Genomic DNA, 14644 nt, shown 5'->3' on the forward strand with positions numbered 1-14644 from the left:
AGAAAGCACGGAGCGATTGTTTCAGGGATAGCCGAGCGTGGTCTTGATCTGCTGCAGGTTGCCGGCGATCCAGCGCTTGTCGATCGGCCCCCAGTCGCGGATCAGGTACTGCCCGGCATTGTTGCGCTCGCCCTGGCCCTGGGCGAACTGGCAGTCGATATCCAGCTCGATCAGCGCCGAGAGGGTGTCCTGCGCCGTGCGTCGCGGCATGCCGGTGGCCTCCATCAGCGCCGGCACGCTGGTCGCGGCGCCGCTGTCGATCAGCCAGGCGACGTAGAGGCGGCGGTAGAAACTGGTCTTGGTCTTGCTCACGTCCATGCGCTGGGTGTCCACGTCGGGCCGGGATTGATCGGGGGACTATATCAGCGTGGCGCTGCTCGTGGCACAGAGGGTGGCAGGTGGATTCCTCATGGGAATGCATTGGATGATAAGCATGAATTTTCATTGCTGCCCGACGACAGCGGTTTCGGCCCGGCGCAGCGGTTCTTCTCCAGCCTGTTCTGGGGCGCCTGGGTCACCTCGCGGCGTGCCGGCTAGCGCGCGGCGCTCTGCTCCAGCAGCCAGGCCTGGAACAGCGCCAGCGCAGGCGGTGACTCGGCATTGGGGCGGGTGACCAGCACGTAGCGCTCGGCCAGTTCCGCCAGCACCGGCCAGGGCGCGCTGAGGCGCCCATCGGCCAGGTCCTGCTCGACATAGCGGCGCGGCACCAGGGCCATGCCGATGCCCGCCTTGGCGGCCTCGATGAGCAGGGCATAGCGGTCGTACACCGGGCCCTGGTCCGTGTGGGCCAGCGCCAAGGCGCTCAGCTCGGCATAGCGTGCCCAGCCGAAGGGGCTCTCGTGCTTGTGCAGCAGCGGCATCTGCCCGGCCGGTCGGGCCGCCAGCTGCGGGAGGCAGACGGCGATCAGCGGTTCCTCGAACAGGGCCTGGACCTGCATCCCCGGCCAGTCGAGATGGGCATGATGGATCGCCGCGTGCAGCTCGCTGTCCGCCAGGGAAAACGGCTGCGTGCGCTCGCGCAGGTTGATCTGGATATCCGGGTGCAACTGGCGAAAGTGCACCAGGCGCGGGATCAGCCAGCGGCTGGCCAGCGTCGGCAGGACACCGATCTCCAGGGCACTGTCGGCGCTGGCGCGCTGGGTCAGTTGCCGGGTGTGGCGCTCGATGTCGGCCAGCAGCGTGCGCATCTGCGTGGCGTAGCCGGCACCGGCAGTGGACAGCTCGACGCGGTTGCCGACGCGGTGGAACAGGCGCACGCCGAGGAAGTCTTCCAGCTTGGCGATCTGCCGGCTGATCGCGCCTTCGCTCAGCGACAGTTCCTGGGCGGCGCGGGCGAAGCTCTGGTGGCGAGCGGCGGCTTCCAGGGCCAGTAGTGCGGCGGTGCTGGGTAGGCGTCTGCTCATTCTGGCCGTCCGTGTGCGAGGCGCGACAGGATGACGCATGTGCAAGCTGCCTTGCAAAAAAATCGGTAACGCCCGCGCCCTGGCCTGCCTAGCATGTCGCCGGGTTGCCACCGTTGCCGGTGGCGCTGTCATCGACGGAGTGAAGGAGCGTGTCGTGCTGAAGACGAGTGATCGGGTGTTGCTGGGCAGTGGTGTGCTGATTCCTTGCTGGCTGTTGCTCGGCGTGGCGCTGACGGCGCTGGCCTACCCCGGCTACAGCCACCTGCAGCAGGCCATGAGCGAGCTGGGCGCGCAGGGGGCACCGACCCATGGTTTTTCCGCCTGGGTCAACAACCTGCCGCTGGGGCTGCTGTTCATTCTCTTCGGCCTGGGCGTGGCGCGCCGCTTTCCTGGTTCGAAGCTGGCGTTGCTCAGTGCGCTGCTGATCGGCCTGCATGGCCTGGGCAGCCTGGGCACCGGCTATTTCGCCTGCGACCAGGGCTGTGCGCCGGCGCAACCGTCGCTGTCGCAGCAGTTGCACAACCTGGCGGGGCTGCTGATGTTTGTCTCGCTGACGCTGGCCTGCGCCCTGTGGATCGTGCTGGCGCGGCGGCTGTTGCAGTCGCCCGGGCTGGCGCTGTTCTCGGCCCTGTGCCTGGTGCTGGCGATCGTCACGGCGTGGCTGATGGCCACGGCGGTTGCCAGTGGCCAGCTGTTCGGCCTGTACCAGCGCCTGAACTACGGGATATCGGTGCTCTGGGTCGCGGCGCTGGCATTGCAGATTCTGCGTGCCAGCGCGGGACGCTCCGCTCAGCCGAGCACGGCGGCGAGCGCCATGTAGGTGGCCGCGCCGGCCAGGTAGCCGATGAACGCCAGGCCGCTGATCTTCTTCAGGTACCAGATGAAGTTGATCTTCTCCATGCCCATGGCTGCCACACCGGCGGCGGAACCGATGATCAGGCAGCTGCCGCCGGTGCCGGCGCAGTAGGCGAGCATTTCCCAGAAGTTGCCGTTGACCACGAAATTGCTCAGCCACGGCAGCTCCTCGGCGGCGGCGGTGGCGAGCATCTCCGGGCTGACCAGCGGGTACATCTTCATCGCCCCGGCGACCATCGGCACGTTGTCCACGACGGCCGACAGGATACCGATGGAGATGGCGATGCTGTAGACGTTGCCGAGGCCGTCCTTGAGCAGGGTGGCGACCTGGATCAGGTGGCCGGCACTGGACAGCGCGGAGACCGCCAGGAGGATGCCGAGGAAGAACAGCACGCTGGTGATGTCGATGCGACGCAGGACGCCGACCACGGACAGCGGGTCCTTCTCTTCGCTGTTCTTGCTGCGGTGGATGATCTCGGTGGTGATCCACAGCAGGCTGAGGCCGAAGAGGATGCCCATGTACGGCGGCAGGTGAGTGATGGTCTTGAAGATCGGTACGAAAATCAGCGCGCCGAGGCCCAGGCCGAAGACCAGGTTGCGCTCGAACGGCGTGGTCGGGTCGCGGCGGCTCTCGGCGCTTTCCTTGATGCGCGGTTCGGAGACTTCGCCTTTGAGGACGAAACTCATGATCAGCAGCGGAGCCAGCAGGCAGACCAGGCTGGGCAGGAACAGCTTGGCGATGATGCCGGTGGCGGTGACCTGGTCACCGATCCACAGCATGGTGGTAGTGACGTCGCCGATCGGCGACCAGGCGCCACCGGCGTTGGCCGCGATGACCACGATGCCGGCGTAGAACCAGCGCTCGTGCCGGTCGGCGATCAGCTTGCGCAGCAGCGAGATCATCACGATGGTGGTGGCCAGGTTGTCCAGGGCGGCGGAGAGGAAGAAGGTGATCAGCCCAACCAGCCACAGCAGGTGGACACGCTTGGTGGTGCGGATGCGGTCGGTGATGACCTTGAAGCCTTCGTGGGCGTCGATCAGCTCGACGATGGTCATCGCCCCCATCAGGAAGAACAGGATCTCGGAAATTTCCCCCAGGTGATGGCGCAGCTCTTCGACGACGTGATGGGTATTGGTGCTGGAGCCCGCGGTGCCGGTGCCGAGCAGCGGCAGGATGCTGTCCGCGCCGAGGACCAGGAGGGTCCAGGCGATCACGGCGGTGAGCAGGGCGGAGGCTGCCTTGTCGATCTTTAACGGGTGCTCGAGTGCGATGCACAGGTAACCGAGGACGAATACGAGGGCCATCAACGCATACATGGAGGGTCCGCCTGTTTTCTTCTGTTGATATTGAAGGTCGGTAGGCGGGGGAAGATGCCTGAAACAACTTGCAAAAGGAAAGGACTTAATGCCGCAGCGGCGCTGCGAGGGCGATCCATGCCGCTCGCGCGCAGGTAATCAGGCGTTATTGCAGCGCAGCGGTACGGCGTGGCGGCAGCAGGTAGGCCAGGGCGATGGCCAGCACCGGCATGATCAGGTTGAAGAAGCAGTACGGCAGGTAGCTCAGGGTGGCCACGCCGAGCGTGGCGGCCATGTAGGCACCGCAGGTGTTCCAGGGCACCAGCACCGAGGTCAGGGTGCCGCCGTCCTCCAGGGCGCGGGACAGGCTGGTTGGCGGCAGGTCGCGGGCCTCGTACTCGGCGCGGTACATGCGCCCCGGCAGCACCAGGGCGATGTACTGGTCGGCGGTGATGACGTTGGTGCCGATGGTGGTGGTGATGGTGCTGGCGACCAGGCCGCTGTCGCTGCGCACCAGGCGCAGGGCGCTCTGCAGCAGGCGCTGCAGCAGGCCAAGGCGCTCGAGCACGCCACCGAAGCACATGGCGCAGATGATCAGCCACACCGTGGTGAGCATGCTGGCCATGCCGCCCTTGGACAGCAGGCCATCGAGTTCGGCATTGCCGCTGGCCGACTCGTAGCCGGCGAACAGCGCGTTCCAGACCGTCTTCAACGGCGCCAGGGCCCCGGCCGATGGATCGGCCAGGCGCGCCATCACGTCGGGCTGGAAGGCGATGGCGAACAGCGCACCGACCAGCGCGGCGAGGAACACGGCAGGAAAGGCCGCCCACTGACGCACCGCGAGCAGCAGCAGGAAGGCCACCGGCAGCAGCAGGTGCCAGCCCAGGCGGAACTGGGCTTCCAGCGCGGCGAGGACCTCGCTGATGCGCCCCGTGTCGTGTTCGGCGCTGGCCTGCTGGCCGAGGGTGAAGAAGATCGCCAGGGCAATCAGCAGCGCCGGCACGGTGGTACGCAGCATGTTGCGGATATGCGCGAACAGGTCGGCACCGGCGGCGGCTGGCGCCAGGTTGGTGGTGTCGGACAGCGGCGACAGCTTGTCGCCGAAGTAGGCGCCGGAAATGATCGCCCCGGCGGTGATCGCCGGGTCCAGGCCGAGGCCGGCGGCCACGCCCATCAGGCCGATGCCGAGGGTGCCGGCCACCGTCCATGAGCTGCCGATGGACAGCGCGGTGAGCGCGCAGATCAGGCAACTGGTGACGTAGAAGTACTCGGCGCTGATCAGCTTCAGGCCGAACCAGATCATGGTCGGCACGGTGCCGGCGAGAATCCAGGTGCCGATCAGCGCGCCGACGGCCAGCAGGATCAGGTTGGCCTTCATGGCCATGTGAATGCCAGCGAGTATGCCTTCCTCGATCTCGCTCCAGCGCAGGCCGTTCTTCAGCCCGACCAGGCCGGCGACGAAGGCGGCGCTCATCAGGGCGATCTGGTTCGGGCCGCTGGAGGAACCGTCACCGAACAGGTAGACGGAGAGGCTGAGGAGAACGACGAGCACGCCGATAGGCAGCAGTGCATCGAGCAGGGAAGGGGAACGGGCTGTCATGGGTATACCGGAAAATCAGATGAACCTTGGGGCGGGCTGGTGGCCGCGACTGCGCTGTCAGGGCTCGCGGCTGTGACTGCATGGAAGCAGGCGCTGGCGCACAGCGGGATGTCAGGGCCGAAATCCCGTCCTGGAAAAAACAAGCCCGCGCCGGTTGGGGCGCGGGCCTGTGGGTGTCGCCGGGGGATCAGAGTGCGGCGATCTTGCCGCGCTGCTCGACCATCTTGGCCAGGGCCTGCTCGGCCTCGGCCAGTTTGGCGCGTTCCTTCTCCAGCACTTCGGCAGGGGCCTTGGCGACGAAGCCTTCGTTGCTCAGCTTGCCGCCGACACGTTTGACTTCACCTTCCAGGCGGCCGATCTCCTTGTCCAGGCGCGCCAGTTCGGCGTCCTTGTCGATCAGCCCGGCCATCGGCACCAGCACTTCCATTTCGCCGACCAGGGTGGTGGCGGACATCGGCGCTTCTTCACCGGCAGCCAGTACGCGTACCGATTCCAGCTTGGCCAGCTTGTTCAGCAGCGGCTCGAAATCGGCCAGGCGGCGCTGATCCTCGGCGCTGGCGTTGGCCACGATGATGTCGATGCGCTTGGCCATGGAGATCTTCATCTCGCCACGGATCTGGCGCACGCCGAGCATCAGCTGCTTGACCCACTCGATATCGCCTTCGGCGGCGGCGTCGATGCGGGTCTCGTTGGCCACCGGCCATGGCTGCAGCATCAGGGTGTCGCCCTGCACAGCGGCCTGGCCCTTGATGCGCTGCCAGATTTCTTCGGTGATGAACGGCATGAACGGGTGAGCCAGGCGCAGGATGACTTCCAGCACGCGCACCAGGGTGCGGCGGGTGCCGCGCTGACGCTCGAGCGGCGCGTTCTCGTCCCACAGCACCGGCTTGACCAGCTCCAGGTACCAGGCGCAGTACTGGTCCCAGACGAACTCGTAGAGCGCCTGGGTGGCCAGGTCGAAGCGGAAGGCATCGAGCTGGCGGGTGACTTCGGCTTCGGTGCGCTGCAGCTGGCTGATGATCCAGCGGTCGACCGAGGACAGTTCGACCTCTTCGCCATTCACGCCGGTGTCCTGGCCATCGGTGTTCTCGATGACGAAGTTGGCGGCGTTCCACAGCTTGTTGCAGAAGTTGCGGTAGCCCTCGACGCGGCCCATGTCGAACTTCACGTCGCGGCCGGTGGTGGCCAGCGAGCAGAAGGTGAAGCGCAGGGCGTCGGTGCCGTAGCTGGCGATGCCTTCGGGGAACTCGGCCCTGGTCTGCTTGGCGATCTTCTCGGCCAGCTTGGGCTGCATCATGCCGCTGGTGCGTTTTTCCAGCAGCTCGTCGAGGGTGATGCCATCGACGATGTCCAGCGGGTCGAGCACGTTGCCCTTGGACTTGGACATCTTCTGCCCCTGGCCGTCGCGCACCAGGCCGTGCACGTAGACGGTCTTGAACGGAATCTGCCCGGTCAGGTGGGTCGACAGCATGATCATCCGGGCGACCCAGAAGAAGATGATGTCGAAGCCGGTGACCAGCACGTCGGTGGGGTGGAAGGTCTTGAGGAAGTCGGTCTGCTCGGGCCAGCCGAGGGTGGAGAAGGTCCACAGGCCGGAGCTGAACCAGGTGTCCAGCACGTCTTCGTCCTGACGCAGGGTGGCGCCTTCGAGCTTGTACTTGGCGCGTACTTCCGCTTCGTCGCGACCGACGTAGACGTTGCCGGCTTCGTCGTACCAGGCCGGGATGCGGTGGCCCCACCACAGCTGACGGCTGATGCACCAGTCCTGGATGTCACGCATCCAGCTGAAGTACATGTTCTCGTACTGCTTGGGCACGAACTGGATCTCGCCACTCTCGACCACCGCGATGGCTTTTTCCGCCAGCGGCTTGGTGGAGACGTACCACTGGTCGGTCAGCCACGGCTCGATGACGGTGCCGGAGCGGTCGCCCTTCGGTACTTTCAGCGCGTGGTCTTCGATCTTCTCCAGCAGGCCGGCCGCCTCGAAGGCTGCGACGATCTGCTTGCGCGCCTCGAAGCGGTCGAGGCCGGCGAATTGCGCCGGGATGCCCGCGTCGACCTGTTCGTTGACGCTGCCGTCGAGGTTGAACACCTGGGCGGTGGCCAGCACGGCGGCGTTCTTGTCGAAGATGTTGATCAGCGGCAGGTTGTGGCGCTTGCCCACTTCATAGTCGTTGAAGTCGTGCGCCGGGGTGATCTTCACGCAGCCGGTACCGAACTCGGGGTCGCAGTAGTCGTCGGCGATGATCGGGATGCGGCGGCCCACCAGCGGCAGGTCGACATAGCTGCCGATCAGCGCCTTGTAGCGTTCGTCTTCCGGGTGCACGGCCACGGCGCTGTCGCCGAGCATGGTTTCCGGACGGGTGGTGGCGACGATCAGGTAGTCATTGCCTTCGGCGGTCTTCTTGCCGTCGGCCAGCGGGTAGCGCAGGTTCCACAGCGAGCCTTTCTCGTCGTGGTTTTCCACTTCCAGGTCGGAGATGGCGGTGTGGAACTTGGTGTCCCAGTTGACCAGACGCTTGCCACGGTAGATCAGGCCATCGTCGTGCAGGCGGACGAAGGCTTCCTTGACCGCTTCGGACAGGCCGTCGTCCATGGTGAAGCGCTCGCGCGACCAGTCGACCGACGAGCCCAGGCGGCGAATCTGCCGGGTGATGGTGCCGCCGGACTGGTTCTTCCACTCCCAGACCTTCTCCAGGAACTTCTCGCGGCCCAGGTCGTGGCGGCCGATGCCATCGGCGGCCAGCTGGCGCTCCACCACCATCTGGGTGGCGATACCGGCGTGGTCGGTGCCCGGCTGCCACAGGGTGTTGCGGCCCTGCATGCGGCGGAAGCGGATCAGCGCATCCATGATGGCGTTGTTGAAGCCGTGCCCCATGTGCAGGCTGCCGGTGACGTTCGGCGGCGGGATCATGATGGTGTACGGCTCACCGCTACCTTGTGGGGCGAAGTAGTCGTTCTGCTCCCAGGTCTGGTACCAGTTGGATTCGATGGCGTGCGGCTGGTAGGTCTTGTCCATGCGCGGCGGGACCCTTGTGACGGCTGATCGGAAAAGCCGACAAGTATAACGGGGATCAAGCGGGCGGCGTAAGGGCGGCGCGTCGGTCGGCGCAACGCTGCAGTCGCAGGGCCGGGGAACCCGCCAGCCGGCAGCCTGGCGGGTAGCGCCCGCCCGGCATGGGGCGCGTCAGGGTTTGCGCGGGGGCAGCAGGCGCGGCAGGCGGGCTTCGAGGCGACGCTTGAGTTCGGCTTCGATCTGCGGCACGAAGTCGTCGATCACATCCTGCAGAATCAGTTGCGCTGCGGCGCGCAGCTCGCCATTGAGGTGCTGCAGGTCGCGGGCGCTGTCGTGCAGGCGCGGCTCCAGGCGTTCGCGTATCGGGCTGGGCGCCGCTTCGCTGGGCGTCGTCGGCTGCGCTGCCGGTTTCGCCTGGGCGGCCGGCGTGGCGTGGAACGGCGGAGGCGGGCCGGGCGGGGCGCTGACGATGTCGGACAGCACGGGGATGCTGTCCGGATCGAGCGAGTCGATCAGCAGCGGTGGCTCGTGGCTGTCATCACCCAGGAGCTCGCGGATCGACTCCAGATCATGCAGCAACTGAACGGGTTTTTGCGGAGGCTTGGGGGTGTCCATGACGGTCAGCGCAGCGATAGGAAAAGGCAGTGTGACAAAGGGTGTGAGCGTTGCCGGACCCTAAAGTTCGACACGTTGCGGATCATACCCGCGCTGGCGGTAGGCGCGGAAATTCTCGCGACAGGCGTTCAGCAGTTCCGGTTGCTGGTTGACGATCTCGATGATGCGGGCAAAGCGCTCGACATGCGGCGACAGGCTGCTGCCGAGGTTGATCAGCACGCCCTGCTCGGCACTGGGGACCTCGTCGGTGCCCAGCACCACAGGCGACAGCGGCGCATCGCGGTGCAGGTCATGGGGCACGAAGCGCTCGGCCTTGAACTGCCAGAGCAGGTCATCGAGCTCGCCACACTGCGCCTCGTCGCTGCCGCGCAGGAACACCGGCAGGCCGGCGTTCCAGGCCTTCAGTGCCAGCTGGCAGGCGGCCCGCAGGCGCCCGGGGGCGTCGCTGGAGGAAAGGACGTAGAACTCGATTCTGGGCATGATTTCTTCGGCGGTGATAAAGGGCAGACGTAGCCCGGATGCAATCCGGGACAGCTGTATGTCCGCGGATTGCATCCGGGCTACGGAGTGGCATCAGGCCTTGGCGCGATCCAGCAGGTACTGGGTCAGCATCGGGACCGGTCGGCCGGTGCCGCCCTTGTCCTTGCCGCCACTGATCCAGGCGGTGCCGGCGATGTCCAGGTGCGCCCAGTGGAAGTTCTTGGCGAAGCGCGACAGGAAGCAGCCGGCGGTGATGGTACCGGCCTTCGGCCCGCCGATGTTGGCGATGTCGGCGAACGGGCTGTCGAGCTGCTCCTGGTACTCGTCGTGCAGCGGCAGCTGCCAGGCGCGGTCGTCGGCGCTTTCGCCGGCCTTGAGGATCTGCCTGATCAGGGCGTCATTGTTGCCCATCAGGCCGGAGACGTTGCTGCCCAGGGCGACGATGCAGGCGCCGGTGAGGGTGGCGATGTCGATCACCGCCTGCGGCTTGAAGCGCTCGGCGTAGGTCAGGGTATCGCACAGCACCAGGCGGCCTTCCGCGTCGGTGTTGAGGATTTCCACGGTCTGCCCGCTCATGGTGGTGACGATGTCGCCGGGGCGGGTGGCGCGGCCGCTGGGCATGTTCTCGGCGCAGGCCAGCAGGCACACCAGGTTGATCGGCAGTTGCAGTTCCAGCACGGCTTTCAGGGTGCCGAACACGCTGGCGGCGCCGCACATGTCGTATTTCATCTCATCCATGCCGGCGGCCGGCTTGATGCTGATGCCGCCGGTGTCGAAGGTGATGCCCTTGCCGACCAGAGCGAAGGGTTTCTCGTCCTTCTTGCCGCCCTGGTAGTGCATGACGATCATCCGCGGCGGCTGCTCGCTGCCCTGTGCCACGGCGAGGAAGGCGCCGGCGCCGAGTTCCTTGAGCTTCTTCTCGTCGAGGATTTCCACCTTGAGGTTCTTGTACGCCTTGCCCAGGGCCTTGGCCTCTTCGGCCAGGTAGCTGGGGTGGCAGAGGTTCGGCGGCAGGTTGCCCAGGTCCTTGGTGAAGGCCACGCCGGCGGCGATGGCGCGGGCGTGCTGCAGGGCGCGCTCGGCATCGGCCAGCTCGGCCTTGTCGACGGCCAGGGTGACCTTCTTCAGTGCGCGAGGATCGGCTTTCTTGCTCTTGAACTGCTCGAACAGGTAGCTGCCGTCGGCCAGGGTTTCCACGATCAGGCGCGCCTTGCCGTAGGCATCACGGCCCTTGACCTTGAGTTCGCCGAGGGCGAGCAGGGCGTCGCTGCCGCCCAGGCCCTTGAGTACGCCGTGCACGCTGGCAATCAGTTTGCGCAGCTGACGGTCGGACAGATCGCCCTTGCCGCAGCCCACCAGCAGCACGCGCTCGGCCTTGAGGCCCGGCAGGCTGTGCAGCAGCAGGGTCTGCCCCGGTTTGCCGGTGATGTCGCCACGCTTGAGCACGGCGCTCAGTGCGCCTTTGCTGGCCAGGTCCACCGCCTTGGCGGTTTCACTCAGTTTGCGGCCTTCGCCGATGGCGACGACCAGGGTAGCGGTCTTCAGGGTTTCCGGGCGTGTACTTTTGACGAGGAATTCCATAGTGAGCTGTCCCCAAGACAAAGAGTCAGGTTTGACGGATAATGTCCGCCATTTTTCGAGGGCTCACCCTGCGGTGGGCCGGCAAGTAGGTGCGGCTAGTTTGAGCGCTCGCGCCTGAGCCTGACAACCCTGGAGCGTCCGGTTTGATCGTCTTCCGTTATCTATCCCGCGAAGTGCTGGTAACTCTCAGTGCGGTAAGTGCCGTACTGCTGGTGATCATCATGAGTGGTCGTTTCATCAAATACCTGGCCCAGGCAGCGCAGGGGGTTCTCGACCCCAGCGTGCTGTTCATGATCATGGGCTACCGGATACCAGGCTTCCTCCAGCTGATTCTGCCGCTGGGCCTGTTCCTCGGTTTTCTGCTGGCTTACGGTCGCCTGTACCTGGACAGCGAGATGACGGTGCTGTCCGCCACCGGTGTCAGCCAGCAGCGTCTGACGGCCTACAGCCTGGCGCCGGCCCTGATCGTCGCTCTGCTGGTGGGCTGGCTCAGCCTCGGCCTGGCGCCGCAAGGCGTTGCCGGCGTGGCGCGCATCCTCAACCAGCAGGACGCCCTGACCGAACTCGACACCCTGGTGCCGGGGCGCTTCCAGTCGATCCGCGACGGCTCGCGGGTGACCTATTCGCAGGAACTCTCCGCCGACCGCAGCGAGCTGCGTGGTGTGTTCATGTCGGAGAAGCGCTTCTCCACCGACGGCACCTCCGAGCGCGGCATCACCGTGCTGGTCGCCGAGAGCGGGCGCCAGGAAATCCAGGACGATGGCAGCCGCTACCTGATTCTGGAGAACGGCTACCGCTACGACGGCGAACCGGGTGAGGCCGACTACCGCGCCATCCAGTACGACACCTACGGCGTGCTGCTGCCCAAGCCCGAGGTCGCCATCGAGGCCAACGAACGCGAGGCGATTCCGACCCGCGATCTGTTCGGCAGCGACGACCCGGTGCTGCAGGCCGAGCTGCAGTGGCGCCTGTCCCTGCCGCTGCTGGTGTTCGTGGTCACCCTGCTGGCCGTGCCGCTGTCGAAGGTCAACCCGCGCCAGGGGCGCTTCCTCAAGCTGCTGCCGGCGATCTTCCTCTATATGGCGTACCTGGGGCTGCTGATCGCCGCCCGTGGCGCGCTGGACAAGGGCCGCCTGCCAACGGGGCTCGGGCTGTGGTGGGTGCATGGCATCTTCCTGGCCATCGGTTTGTTGTTGCTGTACTGGGAGCGTCTGAGTCTGTGGTGGGCCAGCCGTCGTGCGGCGGTGTCGGAGGTGGCCCATGGCTAAGCTGGATCGTTACATCGGGGCGCAGGTATTCATCGCCATTCTCGCGGTGCTGGGCATCATTCTCGGCCTCGCGCTGCTGTTCGCCTTCATCGATGAGCTGGGTGACCTGAACAAGGGCGACTACGGTCTCGGCCAGGCTCTCTGGTACGTGCTGCTGACCGCGCCGCGCCGCGCCTACGAGATGCTGCCGATGGCGGCGCTGATCGGCTGCCTGATCGGCCTCGGCACGCTGGCCAGCAACAGCGAACTGACCATCATGCGTGCCGCTGGCGTGTCCATCGGGCGCATCGTCTGGGCCGTGATGAAGCCCATGCTGGCACTGATGCTGGTCGGCATTCTGATCGGCGAGTACGTCGCGCCGCTCACCGAGAACCAGGCCCAGGCCGATCGTGCCCTGGCCCAGGGCGGGGGCGCTGCGCAGAGTTCCAAGCGCGGCATGTGGCATCGCCAGGGGCAGGAGTACGTGCACATCAACGCCGTGCAGCCCAATGGCGTCCTGCTCGGGGTGACCCGTTATCGCTTCGATGACGAGCGCCGGTTGCTGTCGGCCAGCTTCGCCCGTCGTGCCGAGTATCGCGACAGCCACTGGATGCTGCGCAACGTGCAGACCACCCTGTTGCACGAGGACCGCTCCGAAGTGGTCAAGCAGGACCAGGAGCGCTGGGATATCGAGCTCAATCCGGAACTGCTGAACACCGTGGTGATGCAGCCCGAGTCGCTGTCGGTCACCGGCCTGTGGCAGTACATCCACTACCTGGCGGAGCAGGGCCTGAACAATGCGCGTTACTGGCTGGCCTTCTGGACCAAGCTGCTGCAGCCGCTGGTGACCGGGGCGCTGGTGCTGATGGCCATCTCGTTCATCTTCGGCCCGCTGCGTTCGGTGACCCTGGGGCAGCGCGTGTTCACCGGCGTGCTGGTAGGGTTCGTGTTCCGTATCGCCCAGGACCTGCTCGGCCCATCCAGCCTGGTGTTCGGCTTCTCGCCGTTGCTGGCGGTGCTGGTGCCTGCTGGTGTCTGTGCGCTGGCCGGCGTCTGGTTGTTGCGGCGCGCAGGCTGAGTCAGATCCACAAAAAAAGCCGGTTCATTGAACCGGCTTTTTCATGTGTGCCATTGGTTATTTCTTGTGGACGTTCTTGGGTAGCTGGACGACGCGGCTGCCCGAGTAGATGTCGTGCCAGGTACGGCCCTGCTTGTCCCACAGCAGCCAGAGAAAGCCGAGCCCGGCGAACAGCCAGGAGCCGATCGCGACCACGAAGCGCAGCAGGGCCTGCCACAGGTCGATGGCACTGCCATCGGCATTCTGGATGCGCAGGCCCCAGGCCTGCATGCCCAGGGTCTGGCCATTGTGGGTCCAGAACTTGGCGAAGAAGGCGAACAGCGACAGCAGTGCCAGGCTGGCGAGCACCGGGTCATGGTCCAGCGCGCCGGCTTCGGCCATGGCTCTCAGCGTATCGCCGCCGTGGATCATGCGCAGGATGCCCTGCTGGTAGGCCAGGGTCACGACCATGACCAGGGCGACGCAAAGCAGGAAGTCGTAGAAGATGGCCGCCAGGCGACGAATCAGCCCGGCAGTGGGGAAGTCTCCCTGCGGGCGTAGCGTGTGTTTCGGCATGATGGGCTCGCTGTGACGAAAGTGCGCGCCATTCTAACCGCGAGCGGGCGGAGGGGATAAACAAGCGTCTCGCTGATCTGTTACCTGGCGCTGCAGGGCGCGGGCCGAACGACAGGCATAAAAAACCCCTGATGAAGATCAGGGGTTTTTCAAAGCTGCGGCAATCAGCCCAGGATCTGAACCTGGTCGGCCTGCATGCCTTTTTGACCTTGCACAGCGACGAAGCTGACTTTCTGGCCTTCTTTCAGGCTCTTGAAGCCGTTGCCTTCGATCGCGCGGAAGTGCACGAACAGATCCGGACCGCTTTCAGGAGTGATAAAACCAAAACCTTTCTCGTCGTTAAACCACTTGACGGTACCGTTCTGACGATTCGACATGTCTTTTTCCTTGAAACTAGAGTTGATGACAGCCTCCGAGTATAGAGGGCTGAGACTGGTTGCAAGGAGTAATAGAAGTCGAGCGGGATGTAGCGGATCTAGATGATCTGCTGCACCAGAGTCACGATTCACAGCGACCCATGCAAACAGTTCGATCACTCTACGCTAACTTTTGCGCAATTGCCAACCCCTGCCAGGTACGTCGCCAGCCAGGTTTTACGGGGCCTGCCGAGGCACTGGGAAAGTGCAGCGACAGCAGGATTGCAACAATTGCATGGATTGTTCGTGCAGAAATGAAAAAGCCCGCAAGACCAATGTCTTGCGGGCCATGTCGTGGTGCCCCGGGGGAGACTCGAACTCCCACTCCTTTCGAAAACGGATTTTGAATCCGCCGCGTCTACCGATTCCGCCACCGGGGCACGATGGCGGCGCAGTATAGGGACGCGTCTTGCGCTGGTCAATCGGCGCAGCTGTCGTGGCAACGCTATGGTTGGGACACTGTGTAGCAGCGCTGCATCTGACTTTTTATTGCGTCGGTGCT

13 protein-coding genes and 1 tRNA gene are annotated in these 14644 nt (G+C 65.3%); 3 read left to right on the top strand and 11 right to left on the bottom strand.

Features of this window, described 5'->3' with window-relative positions; genetic code table 11:
- Positions 1-21: 21 nt before the first annotated feature.
- Both E4487_RS03775 and E4487_RS03780 read right to left on the bottom strand, forming a co-directional pair.
- Positions 22-318 carry a helix-turn-helix domain-containing protein gene (locus tag E4487_RS03775; protein ID WP_037049650.1) on the bottom strand — a complete coding sequence of 99 codons (297 nt, stop codon included), beginning with the start codon at positions 316-318 and terminating at the stop codon, positions 22-24.
- Between the two features lie 215 nt (positions 319-533).
- Positions 534-1403, bottom strand: a complete 870-nt coding sequence (locus tag E4487_RS03780; RefSeq protein ID WP_175252750.1) for a LysR substrate-binding domain-containing protein — start codon at positions 1401-1403, stop codon at positions 534-536.
- A 157-nt stretch (positions 1404-1560) separates the two neighbouring features.
- Between E4487_RS03780 and E4487_RS03785 the strand changes: the two genes are divergently transcribed.
- Positions 1561-2223, top strand: coding sequence for a DUF998 domain-containing protein (locus E4487_RS03785; protein ID WP_175252840.1), 663 nt, complete (start codon positions 1561-1563; stop codon positions 2221-2223).
- Here the strand turns inward: E4487_RS03785 and nhaD are convergent.
- From nhaD to E4487_RS03815, 6 genes are all read right to left on the bottom strand, one after another.
- A complete protein-coding gene (gene nhaD / locus E4487_RS03790) occupies positions 2193-3575 on the bottom strand; it encodes a sodium:proton antiporter NhaD (protein WP_037049647.1) in 1383 nt (460 codons plus the stop codon). The genes E4487_RS03785 and nhaD overlap by 31 nt on opposite strands.
- Positions 3576-3720: 145 nt before the next feature.
- Entirely contained in the window at positions 3721-5154 is a 1434-nt protein-coding gene (nhaC, locus tag E4487_RS03795) for a Na+/H+ antiporter NhaC (RefSeq protein WP_037049645.1), read from the bottom strand.
- A gap of 187 nt (positions 5155-5341) precedes the next feature.
- A complete protein-coding gene (locus E4487_RS03800) occupies positions 5342-8173 on the bottom strand; it encodes a valine--tRNA ligase (RefSeq protein ID WP_134676973.1) in 2832 nt (943 codons plus the stop codon).
- Positions 8174-8341: 168 nt separating this feature from the next.
- Positions 8342-8785 (bottom strand): DNA polymerase III subunit chi, encoded by a 444-nt coding sequence (locus E4487_RS03805; RefSeq protein ID WP_175252751.1) that lies wholly within the window; start codon positions 8783-8785, stop codon positions 8342-8344.
- Positions 8786-8845: 60 nt separating this feature from the next.
- Entirely contained in the window at positions 8846-9265 is a 420-nt protein-coding gene (locus E4487_RS03810; protein ID WP_152489455.1) for a DNA polymerase III subunit chi, read from the bottom strand.
- Between the two features lie 93 nt (positions 9266-9358).
- Complete coding sequence (locus E4487_RS03815) at positions 9359-10846, bottom strand: leucyl aminopeptidase (protein WP_152489454.1); 1488 nt, start codon at positions 10844-10846, stop codon at positions 9359-9361.
- 143 nt (positions 10847-10989) lie between these two features.
- On the opposite strand from E4487_RS03815, the gene lptF reads away from it, so the two are divergent.
- Positions 10990-12114, top strand: a complete 1125-nt coding sequence (gene lptF / locus E4487_RS03820) for an LPS export ABC transporter permease LptF (protein ID WP_175252752.1) — start codon at positions 10990-10992, stop codon at positions 12112-12114.
- Complete coding sequence (gene lptG, locus E4487_RS03825) at positions 12107-13171, top strand: LPS export ABC transporter permease LptG (protein WP_134676976.1); 1065 nt, start codon at positions 12107-12109, stop codon at positions 13169-13171. The genes lptF and lptG overlap by 8 nt, the downstream gene beginning before the upstream one ends.
- A 57-nt stretch (positions 13172-13228) precedes the next feature.
- On the opposite strand, the gene E4487_RS03830 is transcribed toward lptG, so the two are convergent.
- The 3 genes from E4487_RS03830 to E4487_RS03840 form a co-directional block, all read right to left on the bottom strand.
- A complete protein-coding gene (locus E4487_RS03830) occupies positions 13229-13726 on the bottom strand; it encodes an RDD family protein (protein WP_037049632.1) in 498 nt (165 codons plus the stop codon).
- Between the two features lie 164 nt (positions 13727-13890).
- The gene (locus E4487_RS03835) at positions 13891-14103 is read right to left on the bottom strand and encodes a cold-shock protein (protein WP_003298189.1); all 213 of its coding nucleotides are present in this window, start codon (positions 14101-14103) and stop codon (positions 13891-13893) included.
- 334 nt (positions 14104-14437) lie between these two features.
- Positions 14438-14522 (bottom strand) — tRNA-Leu (locus tag E4487_RS03840).
- Positions 14523-14644: the final 122 nt, after the last annotated feature.

Source organism: Pseudomonas sp. BMW13 (assembly GCF_013357275.1).
GTDB lineage: Bacteria > Pseudomonadota > Gammaproteobacteria > Pseudomonadales > Pseudomonadaceae > Aquipseudomonas > Aquipseudomonas khazarica.